21 protein-coding genes are annotated in these 20416 nt (G+C 44.4%); 6 read left to right on the top strand and 15 right to left on the bottom strand.

Features of this window, described 5'->3' with window-relative positions; translation table 11 throughout:
* Positions 1-9: 9 nt before the first annotated feature.
* The 5 genes from M2408_RS11535 to M2408_RS11515 form a co-directional block, all read right to left on the bottom strand.
* A complete protein-coding gene (locus M2408_RS11535) occupies positions 10-1080 on the bottom strand; it encodes a flavin reductase family protein (protein WP_259181905.1) in 1071 nt (356 codons plus the stop codon).
* A 42-nt stretch (positions 1081-1122) separates the two neighbouring features.
* Positions 1123-1494, bottom strand: a complete 372-nt coding sequence (locus tag M2408_RS11530; RefSeq protein WP_259181904.1) for a helix-turn-helix domain-containing protein — start codon at positions 1492-1494, stop codon at positions 1123-1125.
* Between the two features lie 123 nt (positions 1495-1617).
* Entirely contained in the window at positions 1618-1833 is a 216-nt protein-coding gene (locus M2408_RS11525; RefSeq protein WP_259181903.1) for a hypothetical protein, read from the bottom strand.
* Positions 1834-1967: 134 nt separating this feature from the next.
* Positions 1968-2462 (bottom strand): hypothetical protein, encoded by a 495-nt coding sequence (locus M2408_RS11520; RefSeq protein ID WP_259181902.1) that lies wholly within the window; start codon positions 2460-2462, stop codon positions 1968-1970.
* A gap of 391 nt (positions 2463-2853) precedes the next feature.
* Positions 2854-3045, bottom strand: coding sequence for a cold-shock protein (locus tag M2408_RS11515; RefSeq protein ID WP_120259193.1), 192 nt, complete (start codon positions 3043-3045; stop codon positions 2854-2856).
* A gap of 697 nt (positions 3046-3742) precedes the next feature.
* Here M2408_RS11515 and M2408_RS11510 point away from each other — a divergent pair.
* The gene (locus M2408_RS11510) at positions 3743-4891 is read left to right on the top strand and encodes a cysteine desulfurase family protein (protein WP_259181898.1); all 1149 of its coding nucleotides are present in this window, start codon (positions 3743-3745) and stop codon (positions 4889-4891) included.
* Here the strand turns inward: M2408_RS11510 and moaCB are convergent.
* Genes moaCB through M2408_RS11465 form a run of 9 tightly spaced genes read right to left on the bottom strand, consistent with a single transcriptional unit; the run spans position 4888 to position 12705 of the window.
* Positions 4888-5796, bottom strand: coding sequence for a bifunctional molybdenum cofactor biosynthesis protein MoaC/MoaB (moaCB, locus tag M2408_RS11505; protein ID WP_259181896.1), 909 nt, complete (start codon positions 5794-5796; stop codon positions 4888-4890). The genes M2408_RS11510 and moaCB overlap by 4 nt on opposite strands.
* Position 5797: 1 nt before the next feature.
* On the bottom strand, positions 5798-6238 hold the full coding sequence (locus M2408_RS11500; RefSeq protein ID WP_259181894.1) for a molybdenum cofactor biosynthesis protein MoaE: 441 nt from the start codon (positions 6236-6238) through the stop codon (positions 5798-5800).
* Positions 6231-7337: a ThiF family adenylyltransferase gene (locus tag M2408_RS11495; RefSeq protein ID WP_259181893.1), complete on the bottom strand. Its 1107-nt coding sequence runs from the start codon at positions 7335-7337 to the stop codon at positions 6231-6233. Before M2408_RS11495 ends, M2408_RS11500 begins: the two co-directional genes overlap by 8 nt.
* A gap of 2 nt (positions 7338-7339) precedes the next feature.
* Positions 7340-7567 (bottom strand): MoaD/ThiS family protein, encoded by a 228-nt coding sequence (locus M2408_RS11490; protein WP_259181891.1) that lies wholly within the window; start codon positions 7565-7567, stop codon positions 7340-7342.
* Positions 7564-8073 (bottom strand): molybdopterin-binding protein, encoded by a 510-nt coding sequence (locus M2408_RS11485; protein ID WP_259181888.1) that lies wholly within the window; start codon positions 8071-8073, stop codon positions 7564-7566. The genes M2408_RS11490 and M2408_RS11485 overlap by 4 nt, the downstream gene beginning before the upstream one ends.
* Positions 8074-8081: 8 nt before the next feature.
* On the bottom strand, positions 8082-8816 hold the full coding sequence (locus tag M2408_RS11480) for a sulfite exporter TauE/SafE family protein (RefSeq protein ID WP_259181886.1): 735 nt from the start codon (positions 8814-8816) through the stop codon (positions 8082-8084).
* Positions 8817-8822: 6 nt separating this feature from the next.
* A complete protein-coding gene (glp, locus tag M2408_RS11475; RefSeq protein ID WP_259181881.1) occupies positions 8823-10592 on the bottom strand; it encodes a gephyrin-like molybdotransferase Glp in 1770 nt (589 codons plus the stop codon).
* The gene (gene moaA, locus M2408_RS11470) at positions 10589-11569 is read right to left on the bottom strand and encodes a GTP 3',8-cyclase MoaA (RefSeq protein WP_259181879.1); all 981 of its coding nucleotides are present in this window, start codon (positions 11567-11569) and stop codon (positions 10589-10591) included. The genes glp and moaA overlap by 4 nt, the downstream gene beginning before the upstream one ends.
* A gap of 5 nt (positions 11570-11574) precedes the next feature.
* Positions 11575-12705, bottom strand: coding sequence for an XdhC family protein (locus M2408_RS11465; RefSeq protein WP_259181877.1), 1131 nt, complete (start codon positions 12703-12705; stop codon positions 11575-11577).
* A 295-nt stretch (positions 12706-13000) separates the two neighbouring features.
* Here M2408_RS11465 and M2408_RS11460 point away from each other — a divergent pair, with 295 nt between their 5' ends.
* The 5 genes from M2408_RS11460 (at position 13001) to M2408_RS11440 (ending at position 19701) form a co-directional block, all read left to right on the top strand.
* On the top strand, positions 13001-13471 hold the full coding sequence (locus M2408_RS11460; RefSeq protein WP_259181875.1) for a (2Fe-2S)-binding protein: 471 nt from the start codon (positions 13001-13003) through the stop codon (positions 13469-13471).
* Positions 13472-13497: 26 nt separating this feature from the next.
* Positions 13498-15789 carry a xanthine dehydrogenase family protein molybdopterin-binding subunit gene (locus tag M2408_RS11455; protein WP_259181873.1) on the top strand — a complete coding sequence of 764 codons (2292 nt, stop codon included), beginning with the start codon at positions 13498-13500 and terminating at the stop codon, positions 15787-15789.
* 146 nt (positions 15790-15935) lie between these two features.
* Entirely contained in the window at positions 15936-16814 is an 879-nt protein-coding gene (gene fdhD, locus M2408_RS11450) for a formate dehydrogenase accessory sulfurtransferase FdhD (protein ID WP_259181870.1), read from the top strand.
* A 92-nt stretch (positions 16815-16906) separates the two neighbouring features.
* Complete coding sequence (locus M2408_RS11445; protein ID WP_259181868.1) at positions 16907-17257, top strand: DUF7009 family protein; 351 nt, start codon at positions 16907-16909, stop codon at positions 17255-17257.
* 41 nt (positions 17258-17298) lie between these two features.
* Positions 17299-19701, top strand: a complete 2403-nt coding sequence (locus M2408_RS11440) for an FdhF/YdeP family oxidoreductase (protein WP_259181867.1) — start codon at positions 17299-17301, stop codon at positions 19699-19701.
* On the opposite strand, the gene M2408_RS11435 is transcribed toward M2408_RS11440, so the two are convergent.
* Positions 19689-20324, bottom strand: coding sequence for an NTP transferase domain-containing protein (locus tag M2408_RS11435; protein ID WP_259181865.1), 636 nt, complete (start codon positions 20322-20324; stop codon positions 19689-19691). The genes M2408_RS11440 and M2408_RS11435 overlap by 13 nt on opposite strands.
* Positions 20325-20416 lie beyond the last annotated feature (92 nt).

Raw genomic sequence — 20416 nt, 5'->3', positions numbered from 1 at the left:
CTGTATGTGTTACTGCAAAGTAACACATACATCCCCAGTTAAGGGGTAACTTTGACAGAGCAAAACTATTCCCGCTGCAATATCCTCTGGGGGTAATGCGTCATGACGGTGCATACGAATTATACCTGTTGTTTTGACCGCCCAACAGGTTCCACAAGTTCCATTGTTGCAAGAACTTGCTACGTTAATAGCATGTATTTTCATCGCCTCCAATAACGATTGCCGTGGTTTAACCTCCACAAGTGTCGTACATTCGAATGTTTGTACTTCATCGTCCACATAGCTGTCCTCGTAGTGTGTTACGATTACCTCATTTGTGCTGTCTGCTGTTTCAAAATCAGCCAGATCTGTAGCTGTCGCATTGAAATATTCCATATGGATATTTTCTTCGGGAATTTTCAGGCCTATCAGGGCATCCCTGTAAAGGTCCATCAGCGCAACGGGACCACAGATATAATAATGTGTATCATTAATTGCTGCGACAAGCCTTTTGATCACTGACCGGAGCACAAGTAAAGAAAACCTCCCTGGGATATGATTCATTTTTGTTGAGACAAATCCCGGTGCTGTAAAAGAATAGCAGATGTCCAATCTGCGCTCAGCTTCGAGTGATGTTAATAGATCCCAAAAAATAGTTTCTTCCTGTGATTTACTACTGTAGATCAACAAGGGAGTATGTTTTGTGCTGCCGATACTCTTCAACATCGAAAATAGCGGTGAAATGCCACTTCCCCCTGCCAGCAGAACTACTTGCTGTTGATTTGCGATCTCTTGATCCAAAATAAAACTTCCAAATGGACCTTCTACATCCCAGGTTTCGATATTTGCCGCATGATCTACAATATAAGAACTCATCTTACCGCCTTCAACCCGTTTAACCGTAATTGCAGGATAACTGTCGGAAGGGATGGAACTCAATGAATAAGATCTTATAAGCAATTCACCGTTGATATTAAACTGGATATTCAGGTACTGCCCGGGCAGGTAGGTCATCTTATGTGCTGTTGCATCGAAGTATATCGTTACCGTGTCTTCTGTTTCCTTTACAACTTTATGTGTACGCCAAGTATATTTTTTCATTCCACGATTCCTTTTCTGACAATAATTGTAAGTGCCAACCCCTTATATTTTTTTCTGTTGTCGCCTGATGTTTTCCAGTTTGATTTTTCGGATACGTTTGAAGTGAGCCGATGTTAAGCCGGTATAGCGCATCAACTGTTCCGATAGGTCACTTGATTTTTCATAACCTAGTGCATTTGCGATCTGTGACAATGGCTGTTCGGTATACACAAGCAACTCTTTTACCTTCTCGACAATCTGTTTTAGGAAAATTACCTCCAGACTCATATGACATCGGGCGAGGAATAGATTGTTCAATTCCTGATAATCTGTTTTTAGTTCGTTGCTAAGTTCCAGCGCAAATTGGACGGATTTTCCAGTTTCCAACTGCGATTGAATAATCTGCTCCGCCAAACGATAAACTTTCGTTATCATATCCGGGCATTCATCTGAATTGTACATATTTATCATAGCTATTTTATAAAAGGGGACTTTTTGCAGGTATTCCTACCAATAATGCAGAGAAGCAGATGGCTGGCTTCTCTGCATTATTGCGCATTATCCGCAACAGCCTGTTGAACAACTTGAAGATTTTTCACTACGCTCAGGTGTTACGTTGTAACCTGCGCGCGTGATCGCGGATACCAGTTGTTCTTCAATTTCATTACGTTCAATTAAAACAGTAAGTCTTCCAGCTTCCAATCTTTCGATTTTGATATCCTCAAACTCGTTAACCACAGCGTTCACTCTTGTTTGACAGTGTGTGCTCTGCATATCTGGTATGCTCAATTCTACATTTTTCATCTTGAATTTATTTTAGTCTTACAAATTTCCTGATTACCTACCGGGGAATTACTATGGTATTTCGGGTAAGAGTTGTGAAATTTACTGATATGCTATGCTGGTGACTATTGGTTAATTGTCCTATTTTGAAACAGAGGCAATAGTTTAATGTGACTGTAATCTTTTGCCATATGGTTTCTTTGTTTTGATAATATATTCATATACAATTGCTGCTCCTTTGCTGCGATAGCCTGTATTAATGTCGCATATCTGTTGGGCAGGGATAATATGCCCTTATAATAATTATAAAGTATGCTGTTCTTTCTTAGATAGATTGCCCGAAGCAGATTGAGTTCGGCTATCAGATGTGGGTTGTCCAAGCCAGCCAAAAGATTACGGGCAATAAGATCATAACTGCACTCAAGTTCTTCTGAAATGACTAATTCCAAGATAATATTCATATTTCCAAAGAAACGAAAGAACTTGCTCCTAGAGAGATTCAGCGCTGAAATAAGATCTGAAACTCTGAGCTGTCTTATTTTTCTAGTCAATAAAAGAGACCTCGTATCCGCTATGGACTTCCAAAGGAGATTCGTGTTTTTTATATCATTTTTATTCATGAGATATTTCCGCTAAAACAGTTGAAGGCAATCCTGTCAGCAACGTATGCTACGACAAGTTTAACCACAGGTAAAATTCGCAACAAAATCAAAATTGCCCATATGGAATTGCGGAGGTGATTTGTAATATTTTGATTTTGAAAAAATACGAAGTACTATGAGGTGTAGTACCACGAAGATCAGTCCTTGTTCATTAGCTATAATCCCTGATAGGCTCTATCAGGGATTCGTTAGAATTTCGTGAATTACTGGATTTGAGGGACAGCTTAAAAGGAGCTCGGAAACAGTCGATAACTTGATAAGGAGAGGAACAAAAAAAAGTGCAACAGTAATCTGTTACACTTTCTTAGAAGATGCGCCATGCAACTTCGAGATTGAGTATTCTACTTAATTAAGCGATACGTACATTGGTCGCGTTAATGCCCTTTTTTCCGTTTTCTACATCAAATGTTACGCTATCATTTTCGCGTACTTCATTGATTAGACCGGTAACATGTACGAAAATGTCTTCACCACCATCAGCTGGTGTAATAAAACCGAAACCTTTTGTCTGGTTAAAGAATTTTACTGTTCCTTCTTGCATTGTATTATATATTAGTATTAAATTATTCATTATTAAACTCATTGACAAGATACTGCTATCCCTGCAATGGTAAATCTATTTGTTCGCAAGAAAATGATGTTTTGTATTTTAATGGGCTTGAATTTATGCAAGTTCAAAAAAGGTACTTCACCTATTATTTTGGCAACAAAATTAGCTTCTGGAAATGCAAAAACTGAACGGAAAGTGATACTTTGACGATTTCAGAAAAGCAAAGGCGGAGCCTGATTATGTTACAAGTATAGGTATAAAATATTGATATATAACATATTTTATGTTTTATTTTCGAAACGCATTCATTCTTGACCTTTACGTTCACATTAAAAACTTCTTTTATCACAATTAACTTTGAAACAGAAAGTTAATTAACCGACTGTTATTAAAAAGAAATCTCGATCATTGTATGACTTTCTATCTGTTTCAGACGCATATTGCCCTCCAAAAGTTCCTAGCATATGAATATCTAGCGGAATACAAGTTCCTGCTTAGGCATACCGATACCGAAGTAGATGCCGATGCTTAATTGTTGTACCAGCTTACAAGCTAAATAAATCAGGTGAGAAGCTTTCGATGTGAATACTTACCTTTGTATATCATTGGATTTCTCTACGGTTACTCGATTTTGGTAGGTTATATTTATAGCTGCATAGCAGGAGAAATTAAAAAAACAAGGGATTACATGGACGATACCAATTCAAATTTTATCTACCTCGATTATAATGCAACAACACCGGTCGACGAGCGGGTACTGCATGAAATGCTTCCATTTTTCGGGATCAGTTACGCGAATCCAAGTAGTACACATCTTTTTGGACTGACCGTACAAGATGCCATCGAACAGGCAATGGCGGAAATAGCAAGCGCATTGGGTGCACAAACAAAAAATATTATCTACACTTCCGGTGCTACTGAAGCAATCAATCTGGCAATCCAAGGACAGCAATTTTCTCCGCGGAAACATATCGTCTGCATCGCCACCGAACATAAGGCGGTATTGGAAACCTGCGCTTTTATGGAGCGGATGGGATTTGAGATCTCTTATCTTACTGTAGACGAATTGGGGATGACTGATCTGACTTTGCTGGCGGAAACCATCCGCGAAGACACCGCATTGGTCTGCTGCATGCTAGTGAATAACGAAACGGGTGTTATACTACCCGTAAAGAAAATCACTGAAATTGCCCATCAGCGCAATGCATTGGTCTTATGTGATGCAACTCAGGCAGTGGGCAAAATGCCCGTCGACCTCAGGGAGCTCGCTGTTGATTTACTGGCATTTTCGGCCCATAAATTTTATGGCCCAAAGGGAATTGGAGGGCTTTATATTGCTGATCAAGCAAAAAATATGCTATTGCCGCTGATCCAGGGTGGTGGGCAGCAACAGGGATGGCGTGGTGGTACAGTCAACACGACGGGGATTATCGGAATGGCTGCAGCCCTAAGGATTGCGGTAAATGGATTGCAGCATGAGCAACAGCGAATCGCTCAGTTAAGAGATCTGCTGGAGACCGAACTACTGTCTATCGATCGGGCATTCCGAAATGGTAGCCCTATCGATAGACTTTATAATACAACAAATCTTTGTTTTCCCGGTGCGCTTTCCGAACAACTTATCGTGCGGCTGGGGGCAATCGCTGTGTCAAGCGGTTCGGCTTGTTCGGCGGTAACTTCACGTCCTTCACATGTGCTCAAAGCTATGGGGATCCCAGATCTCGACGCGCTATCTTCCATTCGCTTCAGCCTGGGCCGGTTCAGCAGTGAAGCGGAAATCCACCAAACGATCGAACGGGTTAAACAGCATGTTCAAAAATTGAGAAATACGGATTAATGTCCTGTATTTTCCCGCACCTGAAAAACATGGAGAACATGCGGAAAAAGTGCTGCAATGCTCTCACGTACACCATTGGGCGATCCAGGCAGCGTAAGTATCAACATACGGTCGGCAAAGCCAGAAATGCCTCTGGAGAGCATGGCCGTCCTGACTCGTTGTTGTCCATACTGCCGTGCCGTCTCCATAATACCGGGTATATGCCTAGTTATATATGGGGCCACGGTATCAGGCGTTATATCGCGGTCCGAGAGACCTGTCCCTCCCGTAAAAACCAGGAGGTCTATTCCTGTTTGCTGATAATGTTCCACACGCTCCTCTATTGCCACAGATTCATCGGCAACCACCGCATAGGCGATATCACGTAAACCTTGTTGTTCAAGAAGTTCGAACAGAAGCTTGCCCGAAACGTCTTGCTTGTGGCCCTTGGCAACAGAATCGCTACAGACCACGACTGCGGCTTTGAGCTGCCCAATCCAAGGAAGGGATTCATTGCTCTTACCACCACGTTTCTCCAGCAAGCGGATACCGCCGATTTCCACCTGCTTGTCCACAGGTTTCAGCATATCATAGATAACTAGGGCTGCAACCGAAGCGCCATGCATGGCCTCGACTTCCACACCAGTTTTGTAAATCGTATGTACTTCGACCTCAATACGGATCTGTAACCCTACTAAGGAATAGCGAATGGCGGCATACTCGACTGGTAAAGGATGACAGTCCGGAATCATATCGCCCGTTTTTTTTATGGCGAGTAGCGCTGAAGCACGTGCAAATTCAAATATATCCCCTTTAGGAACCTGCTTTTGCTCGATCAGCCTGATGGTATTTTCGGAGGAAACATTTACCGTAGCCTGTGCAATAGCCTTCCGTAGGGTGGCACTTTTATGTGTAATATCGACCATGTTATCTATTAGTTTTCCATTGATGGGTATCGTCTTCAAATATTTCTTTGCCCCAGATGGGCATTTCCTTTTTTATACGTTCTACAAGTTCGCCACAGGCATCCATTGCTGCCTGCCGATGTACTGAAGATGTAAAAACAAAAAAACAGATCCCACCGACCTCTACCAGCCCCTCACTATGATAGACATGCATACAGGTCAAGGAGTATTTGTCAAACACTGCTTCACGGATCTCGGTCATCTTTGACAAGGCCAGTTCCCAATTGATGCTATAGTCAATGGACCTAACTGTCTTTCCTTCCACCTGATCGGCCCGGATCTGTCCTAGAAAGATACTATGGGCACCAATTTCGGGTTTACTGCCATGCAGTACAATAGTTGCTGCAATCTGTTGAGGAGCAATGGGACCCTGAATAAATATATCGTTTTTTTGTTTAGTCATTTAAATATTTTTTTAAGGCCATTATGCCACCATCCGCATGAAAAATCTGTTGGTTGCTGTTTGCCTGCTCATGGAAATACTGGGCCGCCGTCAAGCTTCGTTTGCCACTCTGACAGATAAAGATAACGCGTGCGCTATTGATTTGTTCCAACTGCGCTGGCAATGCTGCAAGCGGAATGGAAAGATGGGGCACAGGAAGCCGTGGCAATTCGTCGATCTCTCGTACATCGACAAGCAACAGATCTGTGGCATGCCAATCCGTAATAAGTTCTGCAGCTGTGATGACCTGTATCTGTCCAGTTGCCGAAGTACAAGAATTGATATAATCGAAATCTTTTAATGCGTCCAGTGTTTGGGGATAACTGCCGCTTTCGGGGGCAGCAGGAGGTACATCAAAGGTAAAAGTACTATGATCGAGTAAATTGACAGTCATTAACTTATTTATCAAAACAACACCAATACCCGTCAATAATTTGATGGCTTCTGTTGCTTGTAAGATTCCGATCATACCGGGTAGCACGCCCAGAACACCGGCAGCATTGCAGTCTGGCGCTTCTAATGGACTTGGAGGTTGTGGGAATAAATGCCGGTAGCTTGTCTTGATCCCTTGACCATCGGGTACGTTGAATACAGCGAGCTGACCTTCATATTGATAGATAGCGCCAAAAATCAATGGCTTATCCAGGAGACTACAGACATCGCATAATAAATAGCGCGCCGCGAAATTATCTGTACAATCCAGGATGACATCGTATGATTGAAGCAGGCCAGCAGCATTTGTAGGCTTCAGTTGTTCCACCCAATACTTAAGGTCGATATCAGGGTTCTGCAGCCCCAGTTTACGGGCAGCGACCTCAGCTTTGGCCTGACCAATATCAGCTGTATCGTATAACACCTGTCGATGCAGATTGCTCAGATCAATCCGATCATCATCTATAATACCGATGTGCCCAACTCCGGCAGCGGCGAGGTACTGTAGGACCGGGCAGCCCAACCCTCCGGCACCAACGACAAGCAGACGTGCTGCCTGTAATTTTTGCTGACCTGCTTCGCCGAAGCCTTGTAGCATATAATGTCTTGCATAACGCTCATTCCGCATGTTTATCCTCCTGAATAAGGTGGCATCAGCGCCACGACATCATTTTCCTGCAACACGACAGGTTTGTTGATAATTGTATTATTGACAGCAATCAGTAGTTTACGATGGCTAAGTGCTGTATGCTGACTGGATAATACCGTCAGGAGCTCTTCGGTATCAGCTGCTGTGGTATAAAATTCCTTCTCCAGAATGTCTGTCAAAGCTCCAAATGTCTTTACCTGAACTCTCATTGTCCGATACGTCTAATGTGTATATAACGCAAGCCTTTTACATAGCGCCTGCCTGTGGCAAGGTCTGCGGCCGAAAGCAAAGCAAAAGGATCTTTTTCTTTACCATTGCTGGCCTGTTCAATATTGGTCACCAATATGGTCTGATCACCAATTGCCGTGTTGAACAACTCGTTCCATGAAAATACAACTTTATAGCCATCATTGGCCTCACAGACCAGGTAGTATTCACTGAGTATCTTCGGCGAGTCAGCTCCAAAAGGAATTTCCTTTAACAGATCTCTGAGCAAGCGTCCCTGGATATTTTTGAGGGTAGAACGATAAGCCCCAGTATGATTATAGATCCGGAGGCTATCCACCACTGTATGTCCGGGAACCTGTTTGATCTGGTCCAGGCTCATGCTGGCCTGTTGCTTTCCCAAAACGGTAATAACAAGACCTGTTGGTTGTTGCGCGTAGAGTACAATACACAAAAAGGATAAAATGAGAGTTGCAAACGTTATTTTCATACCATGAATTAAGCTGTTGTAAACAATAATTTATAAGCTGCTACCAGAAGCACGGTAGCAAGCACATATTTTAATACATCTTGATTTAATTTTTTTGACCCCAGATATGCGCCCAATAAGCCACCAATGAATGCCACAGCGACATAAGCCCACATATGTGCATTAAATGAGATACCCTGTGTGAGCATACCTCCAAGTCCCGACAATGAATTTACAAAAATAAATGCAGCACTGATTGCTGCAGTCTGTTTTTGATCGGTCCACTTGAGCAGGATCAAAAAGGGAGATAGAATAATCCCGCCACCAATACCGATCATGCCGGATAATAAGCCAACAACAGCACCGATTGCCAGTGCGCCAAGGTTGTTGTAAGGTTTTAATTCATCTTCGGTCGGACTTCGGAAAAAGAAAAACCGAACGATCGGAAAGAGCAGCAGTAGGCCCAGTAAACGTTTGTAGAGATGATCCTCCAAAGTGATCATTCCCCCAATGAAAGCCATAGGTACCGAAGCAACAGCCACCATCAGAAACAGATTACGTTTAAAATAATGACCTCTGTAATACTGTATAAAAGAGGTCAGCGAAACAAAAAGATTAAGCACCAACGCTGTAGGTTTCATCTCCTGTGGTGCAATACCATACAGGGCCATCAGGGCCAAATAACCGCTGGCACCGCCATGCCCAACGGCTGCATAAAGGAAAGCGAGAATAAATAGAAAAAGGTAGAAGAGCTCAAAATGCATGGTTCCTTAGGTTAAAAGATGGATAAAAACTTCGTCGCCCGCCGCACAGCCTTCCGAATCCTCCTCCAGAATCAAAAGGCAGTTGGCCTGGGCATAAGATTGCAGTCGATAAGACTCTTGTGCATGCAGGGGTTCGACGGCATGCCCATCATAGTGCGCTTTTAGGAAATGGGTCAAGCCGGTTTTTTTGCTATAAGCGCGGGTGGTATGTGTCTTGATACAACGGTTGCGTTCGGGCAGCTGCATCATGCGCTCCAATGCCGCTGCAACATAGAGGTAAAAGCAGGTCAAGGCGGAGGAGGGATTACCTGGCAGCCCAAAAACCAGTTTCTGCTCGTGGGTACCGAAAAACAGCGGTTTGCCCGGTTTTTGACGGATACGGTGAAAATGTTGTTTGACAGCACAGCCCTTGGCCACATCCACCACGTAATCGTAGTCACCGACGCTGACGCCACCGACCAAAAGGACAACATCTGCCTTTTCCAGCACACCCTCAAGTGCTGTACGGAGTAGACTTTTGTCGTCGCGCACATGGCTGCTTTCCACCCTGTATATGCCCAACTGCTGTAAAGCAGCTTTGAGCTGATAGGAGTTGGACTCATAGACTTCACCATAACCGAGCGCTGTACCCGTGGATCTAAGTTCATCGCCCGTGAGGATAATATGTACAAGGGGAGCTGCATAAACCACTACCTCAGTACAGCCGATATTGGCGAGATAACCGATGGCGGCTGGAGTCATGATCGTTCCAGGAAGCATAGCGATACTTCCGGCTTCCACTTCGGATCCTTCAGGACGGACATTGTCTCCCAATTTTAGGCCTTCGTCTTGTATAAGAATTGCATTTGTTTCACTTAGAATTACTTTTTCCTGCATCACTACAGTATCGGCTCCCAAGGGAAGTGGTGCGCCGGTATAGATGCGCATAGCCTGTCCGCTACGGAGTATCTTTGCCTTAGTAGTACCGGCGGGAATCTTATCCACAACGGGAAGCTCTTGCGCACTGTCCGCAAAACGGAGAGCATAACCATCCATCGAAGATTGTGCAAATCCCGGGATAGCCTGCGCGGCGATTACCGTTTGCGATAGGGTATAACCCAATGCATCTGGAAGAGCAAGTCGCTCTTCCCGTGGAGCAGGCAGATAATGATGAATGATGTCTTTAGCTTGCTGCACACTAATAAACTGATGGGGGAGGCGGAAGTAGTCTTCTTGGGTATCCACATCGTATTTTGCGGCTTCATAAGGGAATATGATCCGATCATCGGGATACTGTTCTGCAAGTTTCTTTGCTCCCTGTTGACCTTCGAGCTGCATAAGGTTATCAAAGTATTTTTTATCAAAAAGAACCGGTGCACCCCATGTTCCGGAAAAACCTGTTGCAACAATGCCCTTACCGCTACTATCGGCAAGTTGAATAAGCTGCTGAAAGACATGATGATCCACAAAAGGTTGATCGCATAAACTAATAATACAGCGGTCTACTTGAGGCTGATTTTTTAAAAGATCTTTTAATCCCACAATGATTGATGTGGATAAGCCTGCCATCCAATGTGGGTTGATCGCAACGCTGACCTTACTATTTTGCAGTGCTGCATGAATCGGATCGGGATAAGCGCCGATAACAACACTTACGCTGACATCCGGAACGGTCATGGCTGCTCTACTGATGCGCCTCAATAAAGGTTCACCTTCAAACTCAAGCAACTGCTTGGGAAGACCGAGCCGCGAAGAATTGCCTGCCGCCAATATAATTATACCTGTTTGTTTTGTCATCCACCAATCGTTATCATACTCCGATTTTTCAGAAAATCGGTGTCTATCTGTTCAAAATGTGTCATTAACTGTCCACCAAGTTCCTTGGACTTGGATCGTATATTTTCCTGGATCAAAGGCAGCACATCTCCACCAGCGCGCAAAGTTGTCAACAGATCTGTTTCGCCTTGAGAAAACAGACAGTTTTTGAGTTTACCGTCCGCCGTGAGCCGTATCCGGTTGCATCCGGCACAGAAAGGCGCGGTCATGGTACTGATGAGCGCAATACGTCCAGTATGGCCGGTAATCGAAAATGCTTTCGCTGTATCGTGAGGGCCCGCAGGAATGGGGTCGGTAGGATAGACCTTATGAATTTGGTCGAGGATATCGGCTTGTGTATACACTTGGTTACTGGTCCATTTGTTTCCGCTGAATGGCATAAATTCGATAAAACGGATCTCCAAAGGATTATTTTTGGTCAAAGCGACAAAATCGAGGATCTCATCATCGTTGACACCTTTCATAACAACCATATTGATCTTGGTCCGGACCCCATGCTGCAGGAGCAGATCAATATTATTACGCACACGGTCAAAGTAATCTCTTCGGGTGATCTGAAAAAACCGTTCAGGTCGTAAGGTATCCAGGCTGATATTGATGCTTTTGAAATTCGCCGCCACAAGCTGGGGCAACATATCGTCAATCCGGATACCATTGCTGGTCATATGGAGTTCAACTGGAAGTTGGGATAAGCGTTCAATAATAGCCGGTGCATCCTTCCGCACCAATGGTTCGCCACCCGTCAGACGGATCTTACTGATGCCCTGATCCACAAACAATCTGGCTAGTACTTCGATCTCATCGGCCTGCATCAGCTGACCATGGGGTGTAAAACTATATTCTTCCTCCGGCATACAATAGAAGCAGCGCAGATTGCAGTTATCGGTAAGCGATATCCGTAAATAATTGTGTATGCGTCCAAATGTATCCTTGAGCATGATATTTAATGTATTAGTGGATTTACGGCATGTATTTTTGTTTTAAGAAACTTGAGGGGACCAGCCGGCCGACCGTTTAAAACAGCCTTGATCTCAGCGATAATAGCAATTGCAATTTCGTCTGATGTTTCGGCACCGATATCGAGACCGATAGGGCCATAAATAATCTTTTGCTGTGCCACGGTGAATTCGACACCAAGCTTCTTGAGATCGTCAAACATCCGTAGTAATTTGGTTTTCGGTCCCAACGAACCAATGTAGCTGGTCGGCGTGTAGATCAGCTCTTTAAGTAACGTGAGGTCGTAGCGATAATTATGAGTCATCAGCACAAAAACCGTCCAGGGATCTATACCTATTTTTTTTATGACCTCGTCTGCCGGGCCGATGATAACCCGGTCGGCTTTCGGAAATCGTCCTGTCGTGGCATGACTGGGCCGTCCGTCCAGCACGGTAATTTCCCAACCCAATAATTTGGCTGTTTCTACAACAGGTTGTGCATCATTGCCTGCACCGGCAACGACCAGGCGTATTGTAGGAGTGAGGTATTCAATAAGCACCTCCTTATTGTTTCCGGCTTCCTCAAAGGAAGCCAGTACAGACTGTCGTTTTGTTTTGGCTAACCTGATATGCTCCGTCAGTTCCAGCAATTGCTTATCTTCAGGCGGCATTTCATCTGTGAAATCGATAACAAGCAGACGGGTTCCGTCTTGTTCTCCTTGTCGGTCAATTGAAAATTGGGTAATTAATAGGACTTCCTGTCGCTGTTGTAATAAGCTTTCCAGCCATATAATCGGATGATCGGCCCTTTGCAGATCAATATATTCGAAAAAAATATGGACAATACCATTGCATCCAAGCTGCAATCCGATTGCCGAACCTTCTTCTGTATTGGTATCGTAACTAACAAGCCTATTTTTTCGCTGATGAATGGCCAACAGTGCTTTTTTTAATGCATCACCTTCCAGACAGCCGCCACTGATGGCGCCAGTCATCTGGCCATCTTCAGTCACCAACATACGGGCGCCCGGTCTGCGATACGAAGACCCCTCCACCCTGACCACCGTAGCAAGTGCCATAGCGTTATCTTCGGAAGCGGCTACACGCGCAGCTAAAACAATGTCTTTGATCTCTTTCATGCAATTACGGGCAAGATGGTTGAACGCGGATATAATGATTAAATCGAACAGCTTTCCTATGACAATGCTGTTGATCAAATTTAATGATTTACACGGTAAAAAACACGAAAACTGTAATAATGGTAAAAACATCTGTAAAATGTATAATTAATTGATTAATTTAAATAAGATTTTGCAGTAGTGAATACGTTGAAAGCGAATAGATAAATAAAAACTTATCGTATACGACAACGAAAAACGAAACCATTAAACCGATTAAATAAAAACTTGTAAAGACAAGAAAAAAATAACGATTATGGCAAAATATTCAATTCTGGTAAACGGTAAAAAGCACGATGTTGATGTGTTAGAGGATATGCCTTTACTGTGGGTGCTCCGTGATATCATAGGTCTAAAAGGGACCAAATTTGGCTGTGGAAAAGCTCTTTGCGGTGCCTGTACTGTGCACCTCAATGATACAGCGATCCGATCCTGTTCATTTCCTATTTCTGCCATAGGCGATGGTAAGGTGACAACGATCGAAGGATTATCTGAAGAGGGCGATCATCCGGTACAGGAGGCCTGGGAGAAATATGTTGTTCCCCAATGTGGCTACTGTCAAACGGGACAGATTATGAATGCTGCAGCATTATTGAAAAAAAATGCTAAACCTTCGGAACAGGAGATTGAGCAAGCCATGCAGGGCAATCTCTGTCGCTGTGGCACCTATAACAGAATTAAAGCAGCCATCATGGATGCGGCCGGTACTCCGGTCACAACCGGCTAGGCCTTCACCCCAAAAGTAAAGATCGCATGAAAATATTAGCTCCTTTTCAAAAAAGAAAGTCCGAAAGGGTAGACTCGGAGATTTTTAGTGTTTCCCGGAGAGACTTTTTAAAAGCCAGTGGACTGTTAACCGGAGGATTGGTACTCGGTGTCAGCTTTTTCAGCTGCGACGATAAGGGTAAAAAAGTGGCCACTGTGGCACCTCATGTTTATTTGAGTATCGCTTCGGATGGCAAGGTAACCATTGTCGCGCATCGTTCGGAGATGGGACAGGGAATCCGCACCTCACTGCCACTTATCGTCGCCGATGAACTCGGGGCAGACTGGACTAAGGTAGAAATTGTACAAGCCGAGGGCGATGAAAAGAAATATGGAAACCAGAACACCGATGGTTCATTCTCAGTACGCATGTTTTATAAACCCATGCGGGAAGCCGGTGCCATCGCGCGGTTGCTACTGTTACAGGCTGCAGCCAAAGAATGGCAGGTTGACATCGCTGAATTAGATACCCAAAATGGACAGGTCATCCAACGTGGATCAAGTAAAAAGAAGGATTTTGGTGATCTAGTACAAACCGCGCTATCCTTGCCGATTCCAAAAGTGAATCAAATTAAGCTGAAAGACAGGCAGCATTTTAATATGATAGGCAAGGAAACGCCAATCATTGACCTGCACAATATCGTCACAGGTAAAGCAGTTTTTGGGATTGACGCTGTTGCCGAAGGAATGAAAATCGCCGTGATCAAACGCTGCCCTGTTGTTGGGGGTACAGTAAAATCCGTCGACAATAGGAAAGCCTTGGCCGTCCCCGGTGTCATCAAGGTGATTACAATCAAAGGTGCAGGCTTACCGGCAACCTTATCCAGACCACTCAGTGGGGTAGCGGTGATCGCCGAGAATACCTGGGCAGCCATCAAAGCCCGCGACCTACTGGAAGTCCAATGGGAACTGGGGCCCAATGCGAGCTACGACTCCGCCAAACAAATCGAAGAACTCAAGCAAGTGGTTGCGCAGGAAGGTACAATGCGTCGCAAACGGGGTGATTTCAATGCCGCAAAGGCCAATGCCAAAAAAGTGATTGAACATACCTATATAGCACCATACCTGGCGCACGCTACCATAGAACCACCCTGTGCCTTGGCTATTGTAAAAAATGGGAGCTGTGAAGTATGGGCTTGTACCCAAAACCCACAAGGCGCACGTGATGCGGTGGCCAAGGAGTTGGGGATGGCGGTGGAAAAAGTAAAAATGAATGTAACGCTGCTGGGAGGCGGATTCGGCCGCAAGTCGAAACCCGATTTTATCCTCGAAGCGGCCATCCTAGCCAAAGAATCGGGTCTTCCGATCAAGGTACAATGGACACGAGAGGACGACATCCGTCATGATTACTACCATGCGATGAGTGTGCAACGTATTGTAGCAACTATCGACAGCCAAAATAAATTAAGCGGCTGGGCCCATCATATCGCTAATCCGTCCATCTCTGCGACGGAAGATCAAGCTGTGGTACAACCCAGTGATGGGGAACTGATGCTGGGAGCTTCGGATTTCCCCTACAATGTTCCGGCCATCAATATTGCGACACATGATGCCAAAGCACACCTTCGGATCGGCTGGCTGAGATCAGTACGCAATATCCCACAGGTATTTGCAGCTGCAACCATGCTCGATGAAATTGCCGAAGCCCGGGGTATCGACCCCATTGCCAATGCATTGGAACTGCTTGGGGAAGATCGTCATATTACTTTTGAACAGGAGCTGATCAAAACCACTTATCCCAACTATGGGGAGAAGATCACCGACTATCCTTGGGATACAGGCCGGATGAAGAAGGTGATCGAAAGGGTCGCCAAGGAATCAGGCTGGGGAAAAACAATGCCGGCGGGAAGCGCACTAGGTTTTGCAGCACACAAAAGCTTTCTAACCTATGTTGCTTGTGTGGTGGAGGTTCGTGTGGATCAAGACAAGAAAATTAGTATCCCCAATGTATATTATGCCGTAGACTGCGGTCTTGCTGTCAATGTGGACCGTGTAAAATCACAATTTGAAGGTGGAGCACAGTTTTCAGCCAGTCTGGCACTTAAAAGCACAATTACCGTAAAAGATGGTCAGGTTGAGCAGGGTAACTTTGACGGCTATCAGATCATTCGGATGCCCGATTCGCCTAAGCAGATCCATGTCCATATTCTGGACAGTGACGCCAAACCTACTGGCGTGGGTGAGCCTCCGGTACCACCGTTTACACCAGCACTCTGCAATGCCCTTTATGCCGCAACAGGAAAACGGATCTATACATTACCGATTGATCTGACAGTTTAATAGCTATATGCATATATCATACTGAATAGTAAATTAAATAATATGGTATGAGAAAATAAATGCTAAACAGGAAGCATGCAATCGTCGGCTTCCTGTATTTATATTAAGTATTAAATACTGATCTTTAAGCTAGTTGAACCCGTTTTATGAAATCCAACGCCTTACATAATACATCAATTAAACACATTGATCTTGTCAAAGTAACTGATCATTCTCAGGAATGGATAACGGATTGCATTTCGGTCGAGGAACCTTTGGAAATTCGGATACGAACAACAGTTGACGGACTTGCAGCCAATAAGAACATCTCCGTCACCATGCGTACTCCGGGCAATGATGCTGAGCTCGCAACTGGATTTCTCTTCACTGAAGGCCTTATTTCTGAAGCCAGTCAAATCCAATCGGTGGATCATGGAGATGCCTTATGTACAAGAAATAGCCATAATATTATTGTTGTTGAACTAAGCGATGGGTTTGTAGCAGAAACAACAGCCCTGGATCGGAATTTTTACACGACCTCCAGTTGTGGCGTCTGTGGGAAAGGTTCGATCGCAGCAATCAAAACCGTCAGCATTTTTAGAGACCTTGTTCCCGAATTTCGCGTTTTGAGCTGCGATATACTCTATGCTTTACCTGATCGACTTCGCGCTGCCCAGGGTAATTTCACAGCGACCGGTGGCATACACGCCGCGGGACTATTTGATCTCCATGGACAACTTATCGCTTCGCGCGAGGATGTGGGCCGCCATAATGCACTCGATAAGCTCATTGGACACGCGCTAATTGCTGATCTATTACCACTGCAACGACAGCTACTACTACTAAGTGGCCGTGCTAGTTTTGAGCTTGTGCAGAAAGCTGCTATGGCGGGTATCTCCATCATTGCTGCAATTGGCGCCCCTTCAAGTCTGGCAATAGAACTAGCCAAGGAATTTGATATTACACTATTAGGCTTTTTGCGGGATCACAGATTCAATATCTATCATCTTGGAAACAATATTGAGATAGAAGGGTTAATAGTATGAACACTTAGTGATATAAGGTCAATATTGTTTGAGTCTATGTATAGTGACAAAGAATGATAAAATCGGGCAATAAATTGATAAATAGATAAAAGATGAAAATAAGGATCAAGGATAATACGGTTAGACTACGATTGACCATGTCTGAAATTGATCGGTTAGGTACCGAGGGTGAAGTATCCGGTCGCACTGAATTTATCCAACAACCTCTTGTTTACAGCATTGTACATACAGATACAGAAGCACTCATCGCCTCTTTTGTTGATCATAAAATTACTATTGGCCTATCTGCTGTCATGATCAAGGAATTGGTCCAGACGGATCGGATAGGCTTCGAGGGACAGTCGGGAAAGGTGAAGTTGCTTGTTGAAAAGGATTTTGCCTGTATTGACAATACTGTGGAGGATCAGAGTGACAACTTTCCGAATCCGAATCTCAAATGCTGACCTCTTAATAAAAAATATAGGTATGCCAATAGCCAATCATCATGGAAGATAACAACAAAAAGCAAAAACTGGAACAGGAAATTAAGGCTGAGCCACAGGCGGAAAACCCCTATAAGCTCCTCGACCTCAAGTTGACACCCGTGGAAAGATCAGCAGCTGGTATCCCAGCGGTATTAGCAGCCTTTGCAGATCTTATTGAAGAAAAGACACTCGTTCGAGGAACCAAAGCGCTATTCAAAATGAATCAGGTTGGGGGATTTGACTGCCCCAGCTGCGCCTGGCCTGATCCAGACGATGAACGCTCCCCTGTAGGTGAATACTGTGAAAACGGCGCAAAAGCTTTAGCGGAGGAAGCAACCACAAAAAGGGTGACTCCGGAGTTCTTTAAAAATAATTCGATCTATGATCTTTCACAACTCAGCGACTATGAGATTGGCAAAATGGGGCGCCTGACAGACCCGATGTATCTAGCCCCTGGCGGAACACATTATGAACCAATCAGCTGGGAGGCTGCTTTTCAAAAAATTGCAGCACAACTGCATGCATTGACATCTCCGCACGAAGCCGCTTTTTATACCTCAGGCCGTACCAGCAATGAGGCTTCTTTTCTCTATCAGTTATTTGCCAAAGAATTTGGCACCAATAATATGCCCGATTGTTCCAACATGTGCCATGAAACTTCGGGCTCGGCATTGCGTCCTACAATAGGCATAGGAAAGGGAACTGTCACACTTGCTGACTTTTATGAAAGTGAATTGATTGTTATCATTGGTCATAATCCAGGTACTAATGCCCCACGTATGATGAGTGCGCTGGAAAAGGCAAAAAAAAATGGCGCCAAAATCATTGCCATTAACCCTTTGCCGGAAGCAGGTTTGATGGGATTCCATAACCCACAACAGATCAATGGAATAATTGGTAAGGGCGTAAGTTTGGCTGATCTCTACTTACCTGTGAAGATCAATGGTGATATGGCTCTCTTAAAAGCATTGGAGCTTATTATGCTGGACCTGGAGCATAAAAATCCGGGGAAAGTACTTCATGCCGACTTTATTAAAAGTAAAACAACGGGCTATGAAGCCTTTCGGGAGCAATTTGATACTACTAGATACACGCTTGAGCACCTAAGCCAACAGAGTGGTGTTGCTTTAGCTGATATTCAGCAAGCGGCTGAAATGATGGCCTTTAAAAACAAAATTATTTTCTGCTGGGGGATGGGTTTGACGCAACAACCCAACGGCGTGGATATGATCCGCGAGATCCTAAATATCTTGCTGCTAAAAGGAAGTATTGGGATTAAAGGAGGTGGTGTCTGTCCAGTACGAGGGCACAGTAATGTACAAGGCAACCGCACCATGCTTATTGACGAGAAACCTACAGATGAACAGCTGGACAGGCTACAGCAGTATTTTGGATTTGAACCACCACGCGAACATGGCTATGATGTCGTACGTGCCATTAAAGCCATGCATGCTGACAAGATTAAATTCCTGTTCTGTATGGGAGGGAATTTCCTATCAGCGACGCCTGACACAACATTTACAGCGCATGCGCTACGCAAGCTTAATCTATTGGTCTGCGTGTCTACAAAGTTAAACCGGGGACACCTAATCCATGGCAAAGAAGCACTTATTTTACCTACCTATGGTCGTAGTGATAAGGATATTGTCAATGGGGAGGTACAGATCGTCAGTACCGAGAATTCCATGGGCGTGGTACAGTCCTCAAAAGGTGTACTGGATGCAGTATCCAAAAATCTGATTAATGAAACACAGATTGTATGCCGTATGGCAATGGCTACATTAGGCAATCGGTCCGTTGTTGACTGGCAGCGCTATCACGATAGTTATGATGCAGTGCGTGATGCAATTGAGCAGTGTGTCCCTGGTTTTGAAAACTATAATGTCAGGGTACGGCAGAAAGACGGTTTCTACCTACCTAATGAAGCCCGGGATTCGCAGTTTTTTGCACAGCAACTTGGTGGTTTGGCACCTTTTACACGAACTGAAATACCTGACAACCACCTGGAGGAAGACGAATATATGATGGCAACAACACGCACGCATGATCAATTCAATACCACCATCTATGGACTGGACGATCGCTACCGCGGTATCAAAAATGAGCGGCGTGTGGTTTTTATGAACCAAAAGGATATTGAAAAAGCAGGTTTTAAAGCTGGGGACAAAGTCGATCTCTATAACTATGATGATGGAATAGAACGCGTAGCACCTTTATTTTTGATTGTATCCTATGCAATTCCTGAAAAGAATACAGTCACCTATTTCCCCGAAACAAATGTACTGGTATCAGTCAATAATGTGGTGAAGGAAAGCAATATGCCGGCCTCCAAATATGTGAAGATCAAGATCAAAAAACATGATCCTGAGGTTTACAAAAAAGTGGATGAAATGCTCTACCATGGGACGCTTCAACGGTCCTGAGATTTGCCTGCAATAATCGCTTTCATTCTGCTGGCCTCGCCAAGGGTATTAACGTTGGTGAGTATTTCTGCAACGGTGGAATCAATCAGCGCAGCCTGTTGTTGGATCAATACCTGACGTGGGGACAGTCTATTTTGTGCGACCTGCTCTTTGAGGATAGGATAACTACTCGGCTCCCAAATTGCAAATAAGGGTTCGGGGAGCATATCCTGTGGATTGGCGAATGCTGTCGCAATTTTTAGTGGATCACGGTGTTGGATCAAATAAGCGATAGCTGCGCTGTCTATTAACGGTAAATCACAAGCAAGGACAAGCCAAGCCTGCTCAGGCAGCAGATCAAATGCCGTCAGCATACCGCCAATAGGCCCAATATTTGGGTAGTTATCGGGCAGCAGTTTATAGCTTTGCTCCAATTCAAGACTATCTGCCATCTCTCTAGCTTGTTCCGCACGACAGGAAATATAAACCGTTTCACAGCAAGCCTGCAATAGATCAATCAGATAATAGCGTTGTTCCTTACCATGCCATTGGATGTTTTCTTTCGGGCTTCCCATACGCTGACTTCTGCCGCCTATGAGCACAAGACCATTTAATTTAGGGGATAAAGTATCATTGGAAACCATTGGTATTGCTATCTGTCAATCAATTTTATTGAAGTTACGTAATTTAGTTTGATGGGGAAAATATCGCTTTCCATCGCACATTGATCGCTAAC

The organism is Sphingobacterium sp. BIGb0165, from assembly GCF_024810095.1.
Classification (GTDB): Bacteria; Bacteroidota; Bacteroidia; order Sphingobacteriales; family Sphingobacteriaceae; genus Sphingobacterium; species Sphingobacterium detergens.
The sequence above is the reverse complement of the archived record's forward strand: the minus strand, read 5'-3'. Positions and strand labels throughout refer to the sequence as shown.